Consider the following 14,390-nt stretch of genomic DNA (forward strand, 5'->3'; position numbering starts at 1 on the left):
TCAATCGCTTCATCCCGCCCCCGGTGCGTTCCGCGGACGGGGCGGGATTCCGCAGCGATGAGGCGAGCCGCGCTTCCGGGACCTGATCCGCTCGGTCGCGTTTCTCCTGTGCCACGTAAACAGGAGTAACCCATGCGCCACAAGACGCTCGCCAGCCTTCTTCTTCTCTGCGGTTCGACCGCCGCGCTCGCGCATATCGCGCCGGGGCAGACTGAACCGCCGCTGCAGAACGAGATGGCGAATCAGGGCGTGCCCGCGCCGGAAAGCGCGGCGCCTGAGACGACGTCGAACACGACCGATGTCGAGCCGAGTGCCGACCCGACCAACAATGGCACTGAAATCGCGCCGGAGCCGAACTCGACCTTCTACTGATCCGGTTCTCGTCGTCCCGGGCGCAGCGATCCGGCTGCGCCCGGGACGACGATTGGATCAGGATCAGTCCGCGAACGGATCGCGGACGAGGATGGTGTCTTCGCGCTCCGGGCTGGTCGAGACCAGCGCTACCGGGCAGCCGATCAGTTCCTCGATCCGGCGAATATACTTGATCGCCTGAGCTGGAAGCTGAGCCCAGCTGCGCGCGCCCGCGGTCGATTCGCTCCAGCCTTCGAATTCCTCGTAAACGGCTTCGGCACGCGCCTGATCCTGTGGGCTGGGCGGCAGATAGTCGTAATGTTTGTCGCCGACCTTGTAGCCGATGCAGATACGCAGCTTCTCCATCCCGTCGAGGATGTCGAGCTTGGTCAGCGCGATGCCGGTGACGCCGCTCACCGCGACCGACTGACGCACCAGCACCGCGTCGAACCATCCGCAACGGCGCTTGCGCCCGGTAACCACGCCGAACTCGCGACCGCGCGTGCCGAGGAGCTCGCCGATCTCGTTGTCCTGCTCGCTCGGGAAGGGCCCCGAACCGACGCGGGTCGTGTATGCCTTGACGATGCCCAGCACGAAGCCCACCGATCCCGGCCCAAGCCCCGAGCCCGAAGCCGCCGATCCGCTCACCGTGTTGGACGAGGTGACGAAGGGATAGGTGCCGTGATCGACGTCGAGCAGCACGCCCTGCGCGCCCTCGAACAGGATGCGCTTGCCGGCTTCCTTGGCGCGTTTGAGGGTCAGCCATACCGGCGCGGCATAGGGCAGGACCGACGGCGCGATCTCGCGCAGGTCGGCGAGCAGCTTTTCGCGATCGATCGGCGGCTCGCCGAAGCCGGCACGCAGCGCGTCGTGATGCGCGCAGAGCCGGTCGAGCTGCGCGTCGAGATCGTCGAGATGGGCCAGGTCGCACACGCGAATCGCGCGGCGGCCAACCTTGTCCTCATAGGCCGGGCCGATGCCGCGGCGGGTGGTGCCGATCTTGCCCGCACCCGACGCGTCCTCGCGCAGCGCGTCGAGATCGCGATGGATGGGCAGGATCAGCGGCGCGGTCTCGGCGACCTGCAGCGTCTCGGGCGTGATCTCGACGCCCTGTTCGCGCAGCCGGGCGATCTCGTCGCGGAAATGCCAGGGGTCGAAGACGACGCCGTTGCCGATCGCCGACAGCGTGCCGCGCACGAGCCCGGAGGGGAGCAGCGAGAGCTTGTAGACCTTGTCGCCGACGACAAGCGTATGGCCGGCATTGTGCCCGCCCTGGAATCGAACCACCAGATCGGCCCGGCTGGCGAGCCAATCGACGATCTTGCCCTTGCCCTCATCGCCCCATTGGGCGCCGATCACTGCGACATTTGCCATGGATACACGTCTCCGCCTGCCAGGCAGACCCGGGGCCGCCCTTCGACAGGACTCGGCGGCCAGGGTTTTCGGAAATGCGGGGGCGCCAATGGCCCTCCCGCGTCTTCGCGTCAAGGGCGTTGCGCAGCCCGGTGCCTGCGCTAAGGGTTGAACCAGAGTAAAAGAGGAGAGACGAATGAAACTGGCAAGCCTCAAGCACGGCCGTGACGGGAAGCTGGTTGTCGTCTCCAATGATCTCGCCTGGTGCGCGGATGCCGCGCACATCGCGCCGACGCTTCAGGCTGCGCTCGACGACTGGGACCGGCTCGAAGGCGATCTGCGCAATCTCGCCACCGATCTCGAGCACGAGACCATCCCGATGCTGCGGTTCCACGAACGTCAGGCGGCTGCACCGCTGCCGCGTGCCTACCAATGGGCCGACGGATCGGCCTATGTGAACCATGTCGCGCTGGTCCGTCAGGCCCGCGGCGCTGAGATGCCGGAGAGTTTCTGGCACGATCCGCTGATGTACCAGGGCGGCAGCGACGGCTTTCTCGGTGCGCGCGACCCGATCCCGCTCGCTGACGAAAGCTGGGGCTGCGACCTCGAGGCCGAGGTGGTGGTCGTCACCGGCGACGTGCCGCTGGGCGTGAGCCGCGAAGATGCGTTGGCGGCGATCCGGTTGGTCGGCCTCACCAATGACGTGTCGCTGCGCAACCTGATTCCGGGCGAACTCGCCAAGGGTTTCGGCTTCTTTCAGTCCAAGCCCGCCAGCGCTTTCTCCCCCGTTTTCGTGACGCCCGATTCGCTTGGCGACTGGTGGAAGGACGGAAAGCTGCACCGCAAGCTTATGGTCGATCTCAACGGCAAGCCGTTCGGCCGCGCCGAGGCGGGCGAGGACATGACCTTCGATTTCGGCACGCTGGTCGCGCACGCCGCCAAGACCCGAGCCTTGGGTGCGGGCACGATCATCGGTTCCGGTACTGTCTCCAACCGTGACGCCAATGGCGGTCCCGGCAAGCCGATCGCCGAAGGCGGCGTCGGTTATTCGTGCCTTGCCGAGGTTCGCACGGTCGAGACGATCAATGGCGGCGCGCCGGTTACGCCGTTCCTCAAGGCGGGCGACACCGTCCGCATCTGGGCCGAAGATGACAAGCATCACCCGATCTTCGGGGTCATCGAGCAGACCGTCGGGGGATAGGTTGCGAATATCCGGCAGCGTTCCGATCTCAACGGCATGACCGACGGCTATACCGTGTTCGAGACCGTAGCGGGCTTTGCCGCGATCGGTTGGAGTGCGAAGGGCATCCACAGCTTCCGGCTGCCGGCGGACACCGCGCGCGAGGCGGAGCGGTCGCTGCTTCGGCGTCTGCCGGCTATTGAGGCAGCCCTGCCACCGGCACCGGTACAGGCCGTGATCGGCGATGCGAGGCGCTACTTCGCCGGGGAGCGTGTCGACTTTATGCAGGTACCCGTCGATCTCGGCGTGCAGCAGCCCTTTTTCGACCGTGTCTATGGCTTCGTGCGTCAGCTCGGCTGGGGCGAGACGGCAACCTATGGCGCGATCGCCAAGGCGCTCGACGCCGGACCGGAATTCGCGCGCGACGTCGGCCAGGCGATGGCGTCCAATCCGGTGCCGCTGATCATCCCCTGTCATCGCGTAACGGCGGCGAACGGGAAGATCGGCGGCTTCTCGGCACCCGGCGGGTCGCTCTCCAAGGCACGGATGCTCGGACTTGAAGGCGTCGAGGTGCGGGACGGCATCGTCGCCCGCGAAACCCCGCAGCTGGGGCTGGGCTTCTAGGCGGTCAGAAGCCGAACGCTCCCTGCCGGGCGATCAGCGGCCAGCTGTCGACAAGCTTATGACCAACGCCGTGAATGCTGTTGACCAACAGGAGCCGCTCGGCACGCCAAGTGATCGGCGGCACAGAAATGTTGCGCCGTTGCCAGGGCTGGTAAGTCAGCGACGCATGCGGATCGAAGGTATAGTCGATGTCGATGCCGCAGGTGTTGAGCCGAGCCAGAAGCGCGCGCTGGAAATTGCGTAGCGCCCGCATTCTGCTGCCGACAAGTGCATTGCCGCGGATGCGGTTGAGCGTCACATCGAAGGGCTCCGCCTGTAGCGATGCCATCGCATGGCGAATGCGCATGAGATCGTGTGATACAAGTGTTCGGATATCTCCGAAAGGCAGCAGCGTGATGTGGAAACGCTCGGCGGCGTAGTTGCGCGAGAGCTCATATTGCTCGCGCAGGCGGTCCATCGCTGCGGCCAGCTCCGGACTTGGTTTCAGCATCAGATAGAGCAGCTGATCATCGTTCTGCCGTGACTGATGGGATAGGGGGCCCTGAATATCGGGGATCGTCATGACCCGTTTACTCCTAGTGAAAATCCCGTGATTTCACGGGGATCAAATCAGGCGTCTTGAGGCTGCGTCGCGGTGGCCAGCTGTCGGCGGGACGCTGGCGGGAGATCAGCCGGTCGCGCGGGTCGATCGTGCCGCCATGCGTCGCGCCGTCGCCGGGCATGGCGGTGTGCGGCAGATCGAGGTCGCCGACCTCGCGCAACATGCCGGTGAGGTCGGTGATCGTGTCGGCGATGACGTGGATGACGATCCCTTCGCGCTGCACGCGGCCGCGGATCGAGAGCATCGTCGCGGACATCACCGTGCGCCGGTTGGCCTCGAACCGGTCGCTCCACAGCACGACATTGGCAATGCCGGTCTCATCCTCCAGCGTCACGAACACGATGCCGCTGGCGGTGCCGGGGCGCTGACGCACCAGGATCAGTCCGGCGATCTCGACACGCGCACCGTCCTTCATGCGGATCAGGTCTGCGCATTTCGTGATTCCCTGTGCGACGAGACGATCGCGCAGGAAGGAGAGGGGATGGGCGCGCAGCGAAAGCTGAGTAGCGCGATAGTCTTCCACCACCTCACGCCCCGCCGTCAGCGGCACCAACGCGACGGATGGCTCGACGCTCTCGGCCACTGTCTGCCCCGCACGCGCATCTGCCGCGGTGAACAGGTCGAGCGGCTTCTGTCCCAGCCCCTTGATCGCCCAAAGCGCCTGTCGCCGGTTGAGACCCAGCGCCTGGAACGCATCGGCACGTGCCAGCCGCTCGAGCGCGGCTGGCTTCACTCCTGAACGGCGCCAGACATCCTCGATCGACGTGAAAGATGCCTGTCTTCGTGCCCTCAGGATTTCTGTGACGTCGCCCAGTGCCAGTCCCTGCACGATCCGCATGCCCAGCCGGATCGGCTGAATCCCCGACCAGTCTTCGTCGGTGCCGCAGAAGCGGCCATCCCGCTCGCGGGCGTTTGGTCCTTCGGGGATGACTCGCGTGTCCCAGTCGCTGTCATTGATGCAAACCGGCCGCACCTCGACTCCATGGGCGCGCGCATCGCGGATCAGCTGTGCCGGTGCATAGAAGCCCATCGGCTGCGCGTTGAGCAGCGCCGTACAGAACACGTCCGGATGATGGCATTTCATCCAGGACGAGGCGTAGGCGATCTTGGCAAAGCTGGCCGCATGGCTCTCGGGAAAGCCGTAGTTGCTGAAGCCCTTGATCTGCTCGACCATGCGCTCGGCGAACTCCTGGCTGATCCCGTTCCTGCGCATCCCGGCGATCAGCTTGGGAGCGAATTCGCCAATGTCGCCGCTGGACTTGAAGGTCGCCATGGCGCGGCGCAGCCGGTCGGCTTCGGTCGGTGTGAAGTCGGCGCCGACGATCGCGACCTGCATCGCCTGTTCCTGGAACAGCGGCACGCCCAGCGTTTTCTCCAATACGGCCTTCAGCTTTGGCGTGGGGTAGTCGACCAGATCGGGATTCTGGCGCCGCTTGAGATAGGGGTGGACCATGTTTCCCTGGATCGGCCCGGGCCGGACGATCGCGACCTGGATCGCGATGTCGTAGAAATTGACCGGCTTCATCCGCGGCAGCATCGACATCTGCGCACGGCTTTCGATCTGGAACACGCCGAGTGTGTCCGCCTGCCGGATCATCTCGAAAGTGGGGCCATCGTCCTTCTGCATCAGTGGTGAGGCGAGGGTGAGATGGATTCCCTTGTACTTGGCCAGCAGGTCGAAGGTGCGCCGCATGCAACCGAGCATGCCAAGGCCGAGGATATCGACCTTCATGAAGCCCAGTTCCTCGATATCGAGCTTCTCCCATTCGACCACGCGGCGATCGATCATCGCTGCGGGCTCGACCGGGATCAGGTCGTGGAGCTTGTCGCGGGTCAGCACGAACCCGCCGGGATGCTGCGACAAATGGCGCGGTGTGCCGATCAGCTGACGGGCCAGCGCCAGCGTCAGCGCGAGACGCGGGTCGTTGCGGTCGAGGTTGAGCGCGTCGGCATGCTTGTCGTCGACATCGTTGGACCAGCCCCAAACCTGGCTTGAGAGCGCGGCGGTCAGGTCTTCAGGCAGGCCCAGCGCCTTGCCCACCTCGCGCAGCGCCCCACGCGAGCGGAAGCGGCTGACCACTGCGGTCAGCGCGGCATGATCGTGGCCATAATATTCGTAGATCCACTGGATCACTTCTTCGCGCCGCTCATGCTCGAAATCGACATCGATATCGGGCGGCTCCCGGCGCTCGGTCGAGATGAACCGCTCGAACAGCAATTGATGCTCGATCGGGTCGATCGACGTGATGCCGAGCGCAAAGCAGATCACCGAATTGGCTGCGCTGCCGCGTCCTTGGCAGAGTATCTGCTGGCTGAGCGCGAACTGGACGATCGAATTGACCGTGAGGAAATAGGGGGCATAGCCCATCCGCTCGACCAGCCCGAGCTCATGGACCAGCAGATCCTGATGCGCCTGTGACGGATTGCCGCCGAACCTTTGCCGGAGCCCGTTCCACGCGAGCGTACTGAGCGCTTCCTGCGCCGTGCGGCCGGGAATGACCTGTTCCTCCGGATATTGGTGCTGGAGATCGCGCAGGCTGAAGGTGCAGCGTTCGGCGATGGCGAGCGACGCACGCAGCGCCTCGGGATGGTCGCGGAAGCGTCGTGCCATATCCCCGGGCGACTTCAGATGCCGGTCGGCGCTGCGCTCGCGGCGGAAGCCGAGTTCGTCGATCGTGCATCTCTCGCGGATCGCGGTGACCACGTCCTGCAGCATCCGCTCGCCCGGCGTGGCATAGAGCACGTCGCCGGTCGCGAGCGGGGTGAGTCCGAACCGGCGTGCCGTTTCGTCGAGCCGGTACAGTCGCAGCGCGTCGCCCGGGCGGCGATGCTGGGTCAGGCAGACATGACCGCGCTCCCCGAACGTGTCCGCCATCCAGCGCAATGCCTGTGGATCGCCCGGATCGGCAATGCCGGGGACCAGCGCGCCGACCAGTCCCTCGGCAGCGTTGGCGACATCCTCCCAGTGAAGGAAGCATCTCCCTTTCTCACCCTTTTGCGCATCGGCGCGTCCTTTGCCGAGTGTCAGCAGGCGGGTGAGGCGCGACCAGGCCGCGCGGTCTTCGGGCCAGACCAGCACTGAACTGCCGTCGGTCAGGTCGAGCCGGCATCCTGCGATCATCCGGATCGGGATGCCGTGCGCGGCGAGCTCCTCGGCCGCGACCAGAGCTCGCACCACGCCGCCCACCGAATTGCGATCGACGATGCCGAGCGCGGGCAGGCCGAGCAGCGCAGCCTGCCGGAACAGATCCTGGGGCGCGGAGGCGCCGCGCAGGAACGAGTAATGGGTCGTGACCTGGAGTTCGGCGTAGTTTGCGGGGGTTGGGCTCATCCGAACACCCCGTGGAGATACCAGCTGAGATCGCCCGTCTCGCCCTGCTCGCCATCGCCGCGGCGGAACAGCCAGTAGCGGCGCCCGGTCTCGTCCTCGACGCGGAAATAGTCGCGCAGCTGATCGGCTTCGGCGGTGCGCTTCCACCATTCGCCATGGATGCGCTCGGGCCCGTCGGCGCAGATCACCCGGTGGGTCTGACCACGCCAGGTGAAGCGGCGCGGCGCATGATCGGGCATCTCGGCGATGACATGGTCGAGCCGTTCGGGCCGGCGGAGCAGCCGGGCTGGCTTGGGCCATTCGGGGTGCCAGGGGTGGAGCGCAGGACTGCGGTCGAGCTGTCCGACATCATCGATCTTCGCCCGCGCGCCACCACGCTCGGGCGGATCGAGCACCGCCATCGGCGCTGCCGCGCGCTCGGGCACGTCGCTCTCTACGGCACGCATTCGCCACATCCGGCTGAGGCCGATCCGCGTCGCCAGCGTATCGACCAGCGTGGCGATGTCGGGTGCCGCTTCCTCGTCGAGCCGTTCGGTCACCGGTTCTGGCCCCAGCGGCGCAGCGCGGCGGACATGGATCGCGATGGCGTCGATGCCATAGCCCGGTTCGATATCCTCGATCCGGCGCTTGAGCAGACGCAGCAGGTGCGCGGGATCCCGGCTCGGCCGGGCAAGGCCGATGCGGATGCGCTGGGGGATGCCGTCGACCCGGTCGGCGATGCATTCCAGTGCCCGAACGCCCAGCCCTTCGCGTTCGAGCGCGATGGTGAGGTCCGGGACCAGCGCCCCCAGCCAATGCTCGATTGCTTCGGCCGTCGCGATCGGTTCGGCGAAGCGCTGACGCGCGGCGACCGCCTCGGGCGGGATCACCGGGTCGAGCGGCTCAGCGATACCGCCCAGCGCCTGATCGAGCCGCAAGACGCTTGCCGCGCCGAAGCGGCGGACCAGCGGACCGCGCGGCATCGCCATGAGCTGGCCGATATCATCGACGCCCAGGCGTTTGAGCAGCTCCACCGCCGTCGCATCGATCCGCAACGCGCTGGCAGGCAGGCTGGCGAGTGCCGACGCCTGCTCGTTCGGCTGACAGATCGTCACACGCGTATCGGCATGGCGCACCAACGCCCATGCCGCGCCCGCCGTATCGGCGATCGCGATGTGCGCGGTGAACCCGGCGCGGGCGAGAAGGCGGACGATCCGGTGCGCCATCCTTTCTTCGCCGCCGAACAGGTGTGCAGTGCCGGTGATGTCGAGGAACAGCCCGTCAGCGTCCGACAAAGCCGTCAGCGGCGACCAGCGCCGCGCGGAAAGCATGGCGAGGCGCCGAAGCGCAGCAAGATCCCCCGCCGGATCGGCCGGGCGGATGTCGAGCCCGCGTATTTGCGCACGGGCCTGTGTGACCGCCATGCCGGGTCGCAAACCCAGCGCTTGCGCCACAGGACAGGCTGCCGCGACCTCGATCCGGCTGCCGTTGCGGATCGAAGTGACGAGCGGTGCCCGTTGACCCGTCCCGGTCGCGGCCTTCGATACCACACCGGATGGCCTTCCATGGTCCTGCGCCCAACGTGCTCCGGGCCGCCAATGTCCTTCATGCTGGCCCGGCTTGCAGAGTGGCGCCCGCGACGCGGGAAGCGCCGGGGGTGGCGCGGGGTCAAGCCGCGCGCCGTGCCGCTCCGCCTGCCGCAGCCGCTCGATTGGCCACTGGGGCAGGAAGAGCGCAGCGACCCGTTTCATCGCATGCCTCCACCTCTGTCTCGAAAGGATCGCCCCCCTTTTGCCGCGCGAGGGCGAGCTGCCAGCGCGCGCGTCCCACGCCCTCCACCGGCAGCGGCGCCGAAGGGGCGGACGCCACCCGCCAGCGCGTCACCGCTGCTGAGGGCATGCCCAGTGGATCGCCGACCTGGCGTGGATGTCGCTTCATCAGCAGCGCGATCGTGCGCCCGCCTTCCGCTGCGAGCTGGAGCCGCCGCGTCGCCGGCATCCCCACGCGCCGTGCCTCGCCTACCACCGCGCCAAGCCCGCGATGGCGCAGGCCTTCCTCCATGATCGCGAGCAGTTCGTCGTCGTCCGCCGCTTCGGCGTAAAGCACGCGCTTGGGCGCCAGCCCGACCTGATAGAGGCCGGGCGCAAAGAGATCGCGCCGCCGGACCACCCACAGCACCGGCCCCCAGGCGCGTGCGGCGATTCCCGCGGTGAACAAGGTTGCGGCAGCATCGTCGGCAAGGTCCGGCGTCGCCGCTGCCACCTCGTGCAGGGCGTCGAGTCGCAGGCCGCCGTCCGCCAGCCGTGCATCGAGCCTGCCAAGCCCGAACGGCAGCACCGGACGGCGGCGAAAGCCGCCCCCTTCGATACCGCGCAATGTCTCGCGCAACTGGCTGATGACGGCGGGATCGGCCATGATCTGCCTCAAGACTCCGACTCGGGGTAAGTTGTTCCTATTTTGTTCCATTGGTAGGCAGAGTCAACCGCTTGCCAATGGTAAGCGCGGATGCGTATCGTCCGCCTATCACACCTGATCCTGGGGGAATTTGATGAAGCCCGTCACCGGCGCGATCCTGCTCGCCACCGTCTCGCTCCTTGCCACTACAGCACAGGCCAGTTCGATGTCCCAGACGTCTCCGGCGCCCGCCGCCGCTCCGGTCGATCCCGCCCCGATGCTCGACAGATGGCCCGGCCCGTTCGACGGGGTTCCACAGTGGGACAAGGTGACTCCGGCGATGTTCGGCCCCGCCTTCGAAAAGGGAATGGCCGAAGTGCGCGCCGAATTTGCGAAGATCCGCGACAACCCCGCCGCGCCCACCTTTGCCAACACGATCGAGGCGACCGAGAAGAACAACAGTGCGCTGGGCCGCGTCTTCCCGGTCTGGGGCGTCTATACCAGCAACCTCGCCACGCCCGAGGTGCAGAAGATCGCCGCCGAATGGAGCCCCAAGCTCTCGGCCTTCTTCACCGAGATGAGCCTTGACCCCAAGATGTTCGCGCGGGTGAAGACGCTGTACGACACGCGCCAGACGCTGGGCCTCAATCCCCAGCAGCTGCGCCTGCTCGAGCGCAGCTATCGCGGCTACGTGACCTCGGGCGCGCTGCTCGACGCGGCGCAGAAGGCCGAGGTCAAGCGCATCAACGGCGAACTGGCCAAGCTCTATACCGATTTCAGCCGCAAGGTGCTGGCGGATGAGGAGACCGCGATCATCCTCGACAGCGAGGCCGATCTCGCCGGGCTTTCGGACAGCTTCAAGGCGAGCCTTGCCGAAGAGGCCAAGGCGCGTGGGCAGGCGGGTAAATGGGCGGTCAAGAACACCCGATCCTCGATGCAGCCGTTCCTGATGTACTCCACCCGCCGCGACCTGCGCGAGAAGGTGTACAACGCGTACATCAATCGCGGCGACAATGGCGACGCGAACGACACCAACGCGACCATCGCGGCGATCCTCAAGCTGCGTCAGGATCGCGCCAAGATCCTCGGCTTCAAGACCCATGCCGATTACCGCATGGACGACACGATGGCGGAAACCCCCGCCAATGCGATGAAGCTGATGATGTCGGTCTGGCCGGCGGCGCGCGCGCGTGTGCTCGAGGAAGTCGCCGACATGCAGAAGCTCGCCGACGCCGAAGCCGCGGCGGGCAAGGGGCCTAAGATCAAGATCGAGGGCTGGGACTATCGCTATTATTCGGAAAAGGTCCGCAAGGCGAAGTACGACCTCGATGAGAGCGAGGTGAAGCCGTATCTTGAGCTCAACAACATGGTGAACGCCATGTTCTATGCCGCGGGCCGCCTCTACGACCTGCAGTTCAAGGAGAATACGGGGACGATCCCGGTCTTCCACCCCGATGTCCGCACCTTCGAGGTGACGCGCCAGGGCAAGACCGTCGGCGTCTTCTACCTCGACAATTTCGCGCGCGCCGGAAAGCGTTCGGGTGCCTGGGCGACCGCCTATCGCGGCCGTTCGGGGATCAAGGGCGACCGGATCGTGCTCGCGTCGAACAACAACAATTTCACCAAGGGCGGCGGCGGCGAGCCGACGTTGATCAGCCTCGACGATGCGACGACGCTGTTCCACGAATTCGGCCATGCGCTGCACAGCCTGATCGGCGACGTCTATTATCCGGGCCTCGCTGGAACGCCGCGTGACTTCGTCGAATATCCCAGCCAGGTGAACGAGAACTGGCTGCTGACGCCCGACGTGCTCAACCGCTTCGCCAAGCATTACAAGACCGGCGAGGTGATCCCGGCGGCGCTGGTTGCGAAGATCGAAAAGGCGGCGACCTTCAACCAGGGCTTCGACACGGTCGAATATCTGTCCTCGGCGATCGTCGACATGAAACTGCACGATCGCGAGACGCCGGTGACCGACCCCGACGCGTTCGAGCGCGCGGCGCTGGCCGAGCTGAAAATGCCCAGGGAGATCGTGATGCGGCACCGCCTGCCGCAGTTCAACCACCTGTTCTCGTCCGATGCCTATTCGGCGGGCTATTACAGCTATCTGTGGTCGGAGACGATGGACGCCGACACCTGGGCCGCGTTCGAGGAGACGGGCAATGTCTGGGACAAGACCGTCGCCGACAAGTTCCGCACCATCCTGCTGGCCACCGGCAACGAGACCGACCGCAAGGAAGCCTACAAGGCCTTCCGCGGCCGCGACCCCGACGTGAAGGCGCTGTTCAAGCGCCGCGGCTTCCCGTCGGAGTGAGGGTAAGGCGCCGCCGGTGATGAGCCGGCGGCGTTTTCCGTCACACGATGCTTGATAGGTTTGCGGCCAGCGTCGCGACAAAAATGGCGACCCCAATCACGATCCTCGTGCGGGCGATATTCTGACGGCTTTGAGTGGCGGCTACGCAGCCGATGGGTGCGTTTGCTACCTAGTGTTGGGAATTTGGATGCCCGACAAGGATTCGAACCTTGATTGACGGAGTCAGAGTCCGCTCTCTTACCATTAGAGGATCGGGCATCACCGACCGAAGTCAGGCGGGCGCAATTAGGAGGGGAATCGGAACCGGTCAAGGGGGTTCGCGCCGGGCGGTGCGACACCAGCCACGCCGTGCCCGTGACATAGCTCGGCGGATCGTCTCGATCAGGCCTGCTTCGTCCGCTTCCGCTCGCCTTGCTCAGCCCCCGGAGCCCTGCTAGCCTCGCTGCCAAGCACCGGCGGCCCGTTTCGGCCGTGACGGAAAGAACATAAGTGAGTGGTTTGTGATGGGGGATGGCTCCGCCAGGATGCCGCGCCCGCCGGCTCCGAAACCGGCCCGCCCGGCCCCAAGACCGTCTCCGCCCCCGCAGGGGCGGGCACGCTGGCCAGACGCCCGGCATTTTGCCGCGCTTGATCTGGGTACCAACAATTGCCGGCTGTTGATCGCCCGTCCGCAAGGATCGGGGTTCACCGTCGTCGATGCCTTTTCGCGAATCGTCCGGCTGGGCGAGGGGCTGGCGTCGAGCGGGCGGCTGTCGGATGCGGCGATCGAGCGCACCATCGCCGCGCTCAGGATCTGTGCCGAGAAGCTCAGGCGCCGCCATGTCGCGCTGTCGCGCTCGGTCGCGACCGAGGCGTGCCGCCAGGCCGCCAATGGTCCCGAGTTCATCCAGCGCGTCTATCGCGAGACCGGAATCGTGCTCGACATCATCACCGCGGAGGAGGAGGCCCGCCTCGCGGTTCTGGGCTGCCACGCGCTGCTCGAACCGGGCGACGGCCCGGCGCTGGTGTTCGACATCGGCGGCGGATCGACCGAACTGGTGCTGGTCGATTCGACGCACGAGCAGCCGCGCATCCTCGACTGGCACAGCGCGCCCTGGGGCGTGGTCTCGCTGACCGAGGCGCGCGGCATCGCCGACGATCGCGATCCGCACAAAAGACAGGCAGGCTATGCCCGGATGCGCGAAAGCGTGCGCGAGGCGTTTGCCCCCTTCATCGCCCGGCTGCCCGAAATCAGCGGAACGCCGCGGCTGCTGGGCACCAGCGGCACCGTCACGACGCTTGCCAGCGTCCATCTCGGCCTGCCCTCCTATGATCGTTCGGCGATCGACGGGCTGATCGTCCCCGCCGCATCGATGCGCGCGGTCAGCCAGCGCATCGCCGGGCTGGACATGGCGGGCCGCTCGACTATTCCCTGCATCGGCGCGGAGCGGGCCGATCTGGTCGTCGCGGGCTGCGCGATCCTGGAGACGATCATGGACATCTGGCCTGCCGAGCGGCTCGGCATCGCCGATCGCGGCATCCGCGAAGGCATCCTCCGCCGCCTGATGGGCGCGCGGGCGCAATGAGGATCGAGGCATGAGCCGGGGTGGAACCCGCGGGCACACGCGCGTCCGAACCTCGCGCGGGCGCACCAGCCAGTCGGTGCGCTGGCTCGAACGCCAGCTCAACGACCCGTATGTCAAGAAGGCCAAGGCCGAGGGGTATCGCAGCCGCGCCGCCTACAAGCTGATCGAGCTGGACGAGAAGTTCGACTTCCTCAAGGGATCGAAGCGCGTCGTCGATCTCGGCCTGGCGCCCGGCGGGTGGAGCCAGGTGGTGCGCCGCCAATGCCCCAGGGCCGCGGTGGTCGGCATCGACCTGCTCCCGGTCGATCCGATCGACGGGGTGACGATCTTCCAGATGGACTTCATGGACGATGCCGCGCCCGGCAAGCTGATGGAGGCGCTGGGCGGCGCGCCCGACCTCGTCATGTCGGACATGGCGGCGAACACCGTCGGCCATCCGCAGACCGACGCGTTGCGGACCATGGGGCTGGTCGAGACCGCGTTCGACTTCGCGATCCAGAATCTCGCGCCCGGCGGCACCTTCGTCAGCAAGGTGTTCGCGAGCGGCGGCGACGGGAAGTTCGTGGCGGAGATGAAGCGCGCCTTCGCCAGCGTGAAGCACGCCAAGCCGCCGTCGAGCCGCAAGGGATCGGTCGAATGGTTCGTGGTCGCGCAGGGCTTCAAGGGGCGCCCGGAGCCCGCGGGGGACTGAGCGGCCC

General features: G+C 66.5%; 11 protein-coding genes and 1 tRNA gene. 6 read left to right on the forward strand and 6 right to left on the reverse strand.

Annotated elements, in window-relative coordinates:
- Positions 1–132 precede the first annotated feature (132 nt).
- Complete coding sequence (locus BDW16_RS12190; protein ID WP_066572342.1) at positions 133–372, forward strand: hypothetical protein; 240 nt, start codon at positions 133–135, stop codon at positions 370–372.
- A 63-nt stretch (positions 373–435) separates the two neighbouring features.
- On the opposite strand, the gene BDW16_RS12195 is transcribed toward BDW16_RS12190, so the two are convergent.
- Entirely contained in the window at positions 436–1,725 is a 1,290-nt protein-coding gene (locus BDW16_RS12195) for an adenylosuccinate synthase (protein WP_066572332.1), read from the reverse strand.
- 175 nt (positions 1,726–1,900) lie between these two features.
- Here BDW16_RS12195 and BDW16_RS12200 point away from each other — a divergent pair, with 175 nt between their 5' ends.
- Positions 1,901–2,905 (forward strand): fumarylacetoacetate hydrolase family protein, encoded by a 1,005-nt coding sequence (locus BDW16_RS12200; RefSeq protein WP_066572329.1) that lies wholly within the window; start codon positions 1,901–1,903, stop codon positions 2,903–2,905.
- Between the two features lie 36 nt (positions 2,906–2,941).
- Complete coding sequence (locus tag BDW16_RS12205; protein ID WP_066572326.1) at positions 2,942–3,508, forward strand: methylated-DNA--[protein]-cysteine S-methyltransferase; 567 nt, start codon at positions 2,942–2,944, stop codon at positions 3,506–3,508.
- Between the two features lie 4 nt (positions 3,509–3,512).
- Here the strand turns inward: BDW16_RS12205 and BDW16_RS12210 are convergent, their stop codons facing one another.
- The 4 genes from BDW16_RS12210 to BDW16_RS12225 all read right to left on the reverse strand — a co-directional run bounded on the left by BDW16_RS12210 (position 3,513) and on the right by BDW16_RS12225 (position 9,834).
- The gene (locus BDW16_RS12210; RefSeq protein WP_066572323.1) at positions 3,513–4,070 is read right to left on the reverse strand and encodes a 2'-5' RNA ligase family protein; all 558 of its coding nucleotides are present in this window, start codon (positions 4,068–4,070) and stop codon (positions 3,513–3,515) included.
- 13 nt (positions 4,071–4,083) lie between these two features.
- A complete protein-coding gene (locus tag BDW16_RS12215; protein ID WP_066572322.1) occupies positions 4,084–7,440 on the reverse strand; it encodes an error-prone DNA polymerase in 3,357 nt (1,118 codons plus the stop codon).
- Entirely contained in the window at positions 7,437–8,969 is a 1,533-nt protein-coding gene (locus BDW16_RS12220) for a DUF6504 family protein (RefSeq protein ID WP_066572320.1), read from the reverse strand. Before BDW16_RS12220 ends, BDW16_RS12215 begins: the two co-directional genes overlap by 4 nt.
- A gap of 118 nt (positions 8,970–9,087) precedes the next feature.
- On the reverse strand, positions 9,088–9,834 hold the full coding sequence (locus tag BDW16_RS12225) for an ImuA family protein (protein WP_066572319.1): 747 nt from the start codon (positions 9,832–9,834) through the stop codon (positions 9,088–9,090).
- Positions 9,835–9,967: 133 nt separating this feature from the next.
- Here BDW16_RS12225 and BDW16_RS12230 point away from each other — a divergent pair, with 133 nt between their 5' ends.
- Complete coding sequence (locus BDW16_RS12230; protein ID WP_066572317.1) at positions 9,968–12,127, forward strand: M3 family metallopeptidase; 2,160 nt, start codon at positions 9,968–9,970, stop codon at positions 12,125–12,127.
- Positions 12,128–12,311: 184 nt separating this feature from the next.
- Here BDW16_RS12230 and BDW16_RS12235 read toward each other — a convergent pair.
- A tRNA-Gln gene (locus BDW16_RS12235) sits at positions 12,312–12,385 on the reverse strand.
- Between the two features lie 245 nt (positions 12,386–12,630).
- Here BDW16_RS12235 and BDW16_RS12240 point away from each other — a divergent pair.
- On the forward strand, positions 12,631–13,692 hold the full coding sequence (locus BDW16_RS12240; RefSeq protein WP_174532016.1) for a Ppx/GppA phosphatase family protein: 1,062 nt from the start codon (positions 12,631–12,633) through the stop codon (positions 13,690–13,692).
- 10 nt (positions 13,693–13,702) lie between these two features.
- Complete coding sequence (locus BDW16_RS12245) at positions 13,703–14,383, forward strand: RlmE family RNA methyltransferase (protein WP_066572311.1); 681 nt, start codon at positions 13,703–13,705, stop codon at positions 14,381–14,383.
- Positions 14,384–14,390: the final 7 nt, after the last annotated feature.

The sequence above is a fragment of the Sphingomonas koreensis genome (assembly GCF_002797435.1).
Lineage (GTDB): Bacteria > Pseudomonadota > Alphaproteobacteria > Sphingomonadales > Sphingomonadaceae > Sphingomonas > Sphingomonas koreensis.

Coding starts and splice junctions, on each gene's coding strand:
- BDW16_RS12205 (WP_066572326.1), top strand. CDS start 2,942: ATGACCGACGGCTATACCGTGTTCGAGACCGTAGCGGGCTTTGCCGCG.
- BDW16_RS12200 (WP_066572329.1), top strand. CDS start 1,901: ATGAAACTGGCAAGCCTCAAGCACGGCCGTGACGGGAAGCTGGTTGTC.
- BDW16_RS12225 (WP_066572319.1), bottom strand. CDS start 9,834: ATGGCCGATCCCGCCGTCATCAGCCAGTTGCGCGAGACATTGCGCGGT.
- BDW16_RS12215 (WP_066572322.1), bottom strand. CDS start 7,440: ATGAGCCCAACCCCCGCAAACTACGCCGAACTCCAGGTCACGACCCAT.
- BDW16_RS12240 (WP_174532016.1), top strand. CDS start 12,631: ATGGGGGATGGCTCCGCCAGGATGCCGCGCCCGCCGGCTCCGAAACCG.
- BDW16_RS12245 (WP_066572311.1), top strand. CDS start 13,703: ATGAGCCGGGGTGGAACCCGCGGGCACACGCGCGTCCGAACCTCGCGC.
- BDW16_RS12195 (WP_066572332.1), bottom strand. CDS start 1,725: ATGGCAAATGTCGCAGTGATCGGCGCCCAATGGGGCGATGAGGGCAAG.
- BDW16_RS12190 (WP_066572342.1), top strand. CDS start 133: ATGCGCCACAAGACGCTCGCCAGCCTTCTTCTTCTCTGCGGTTCGACC.
- BDW16_RS12230 (WP_066572317.1), top strand. CDS start 9,968: ATGAAGCCCGTCACCGGCGCGATCCTGCTCGCCACCGTCTCGCTCCTT.
- BDW16_RS12210 (WP_066572323.1), bottom strand. CDS start 4,070: ATGACGATCCCCGATATTCAGGGCCCCCTATCCCATCAGTCACGGCAG.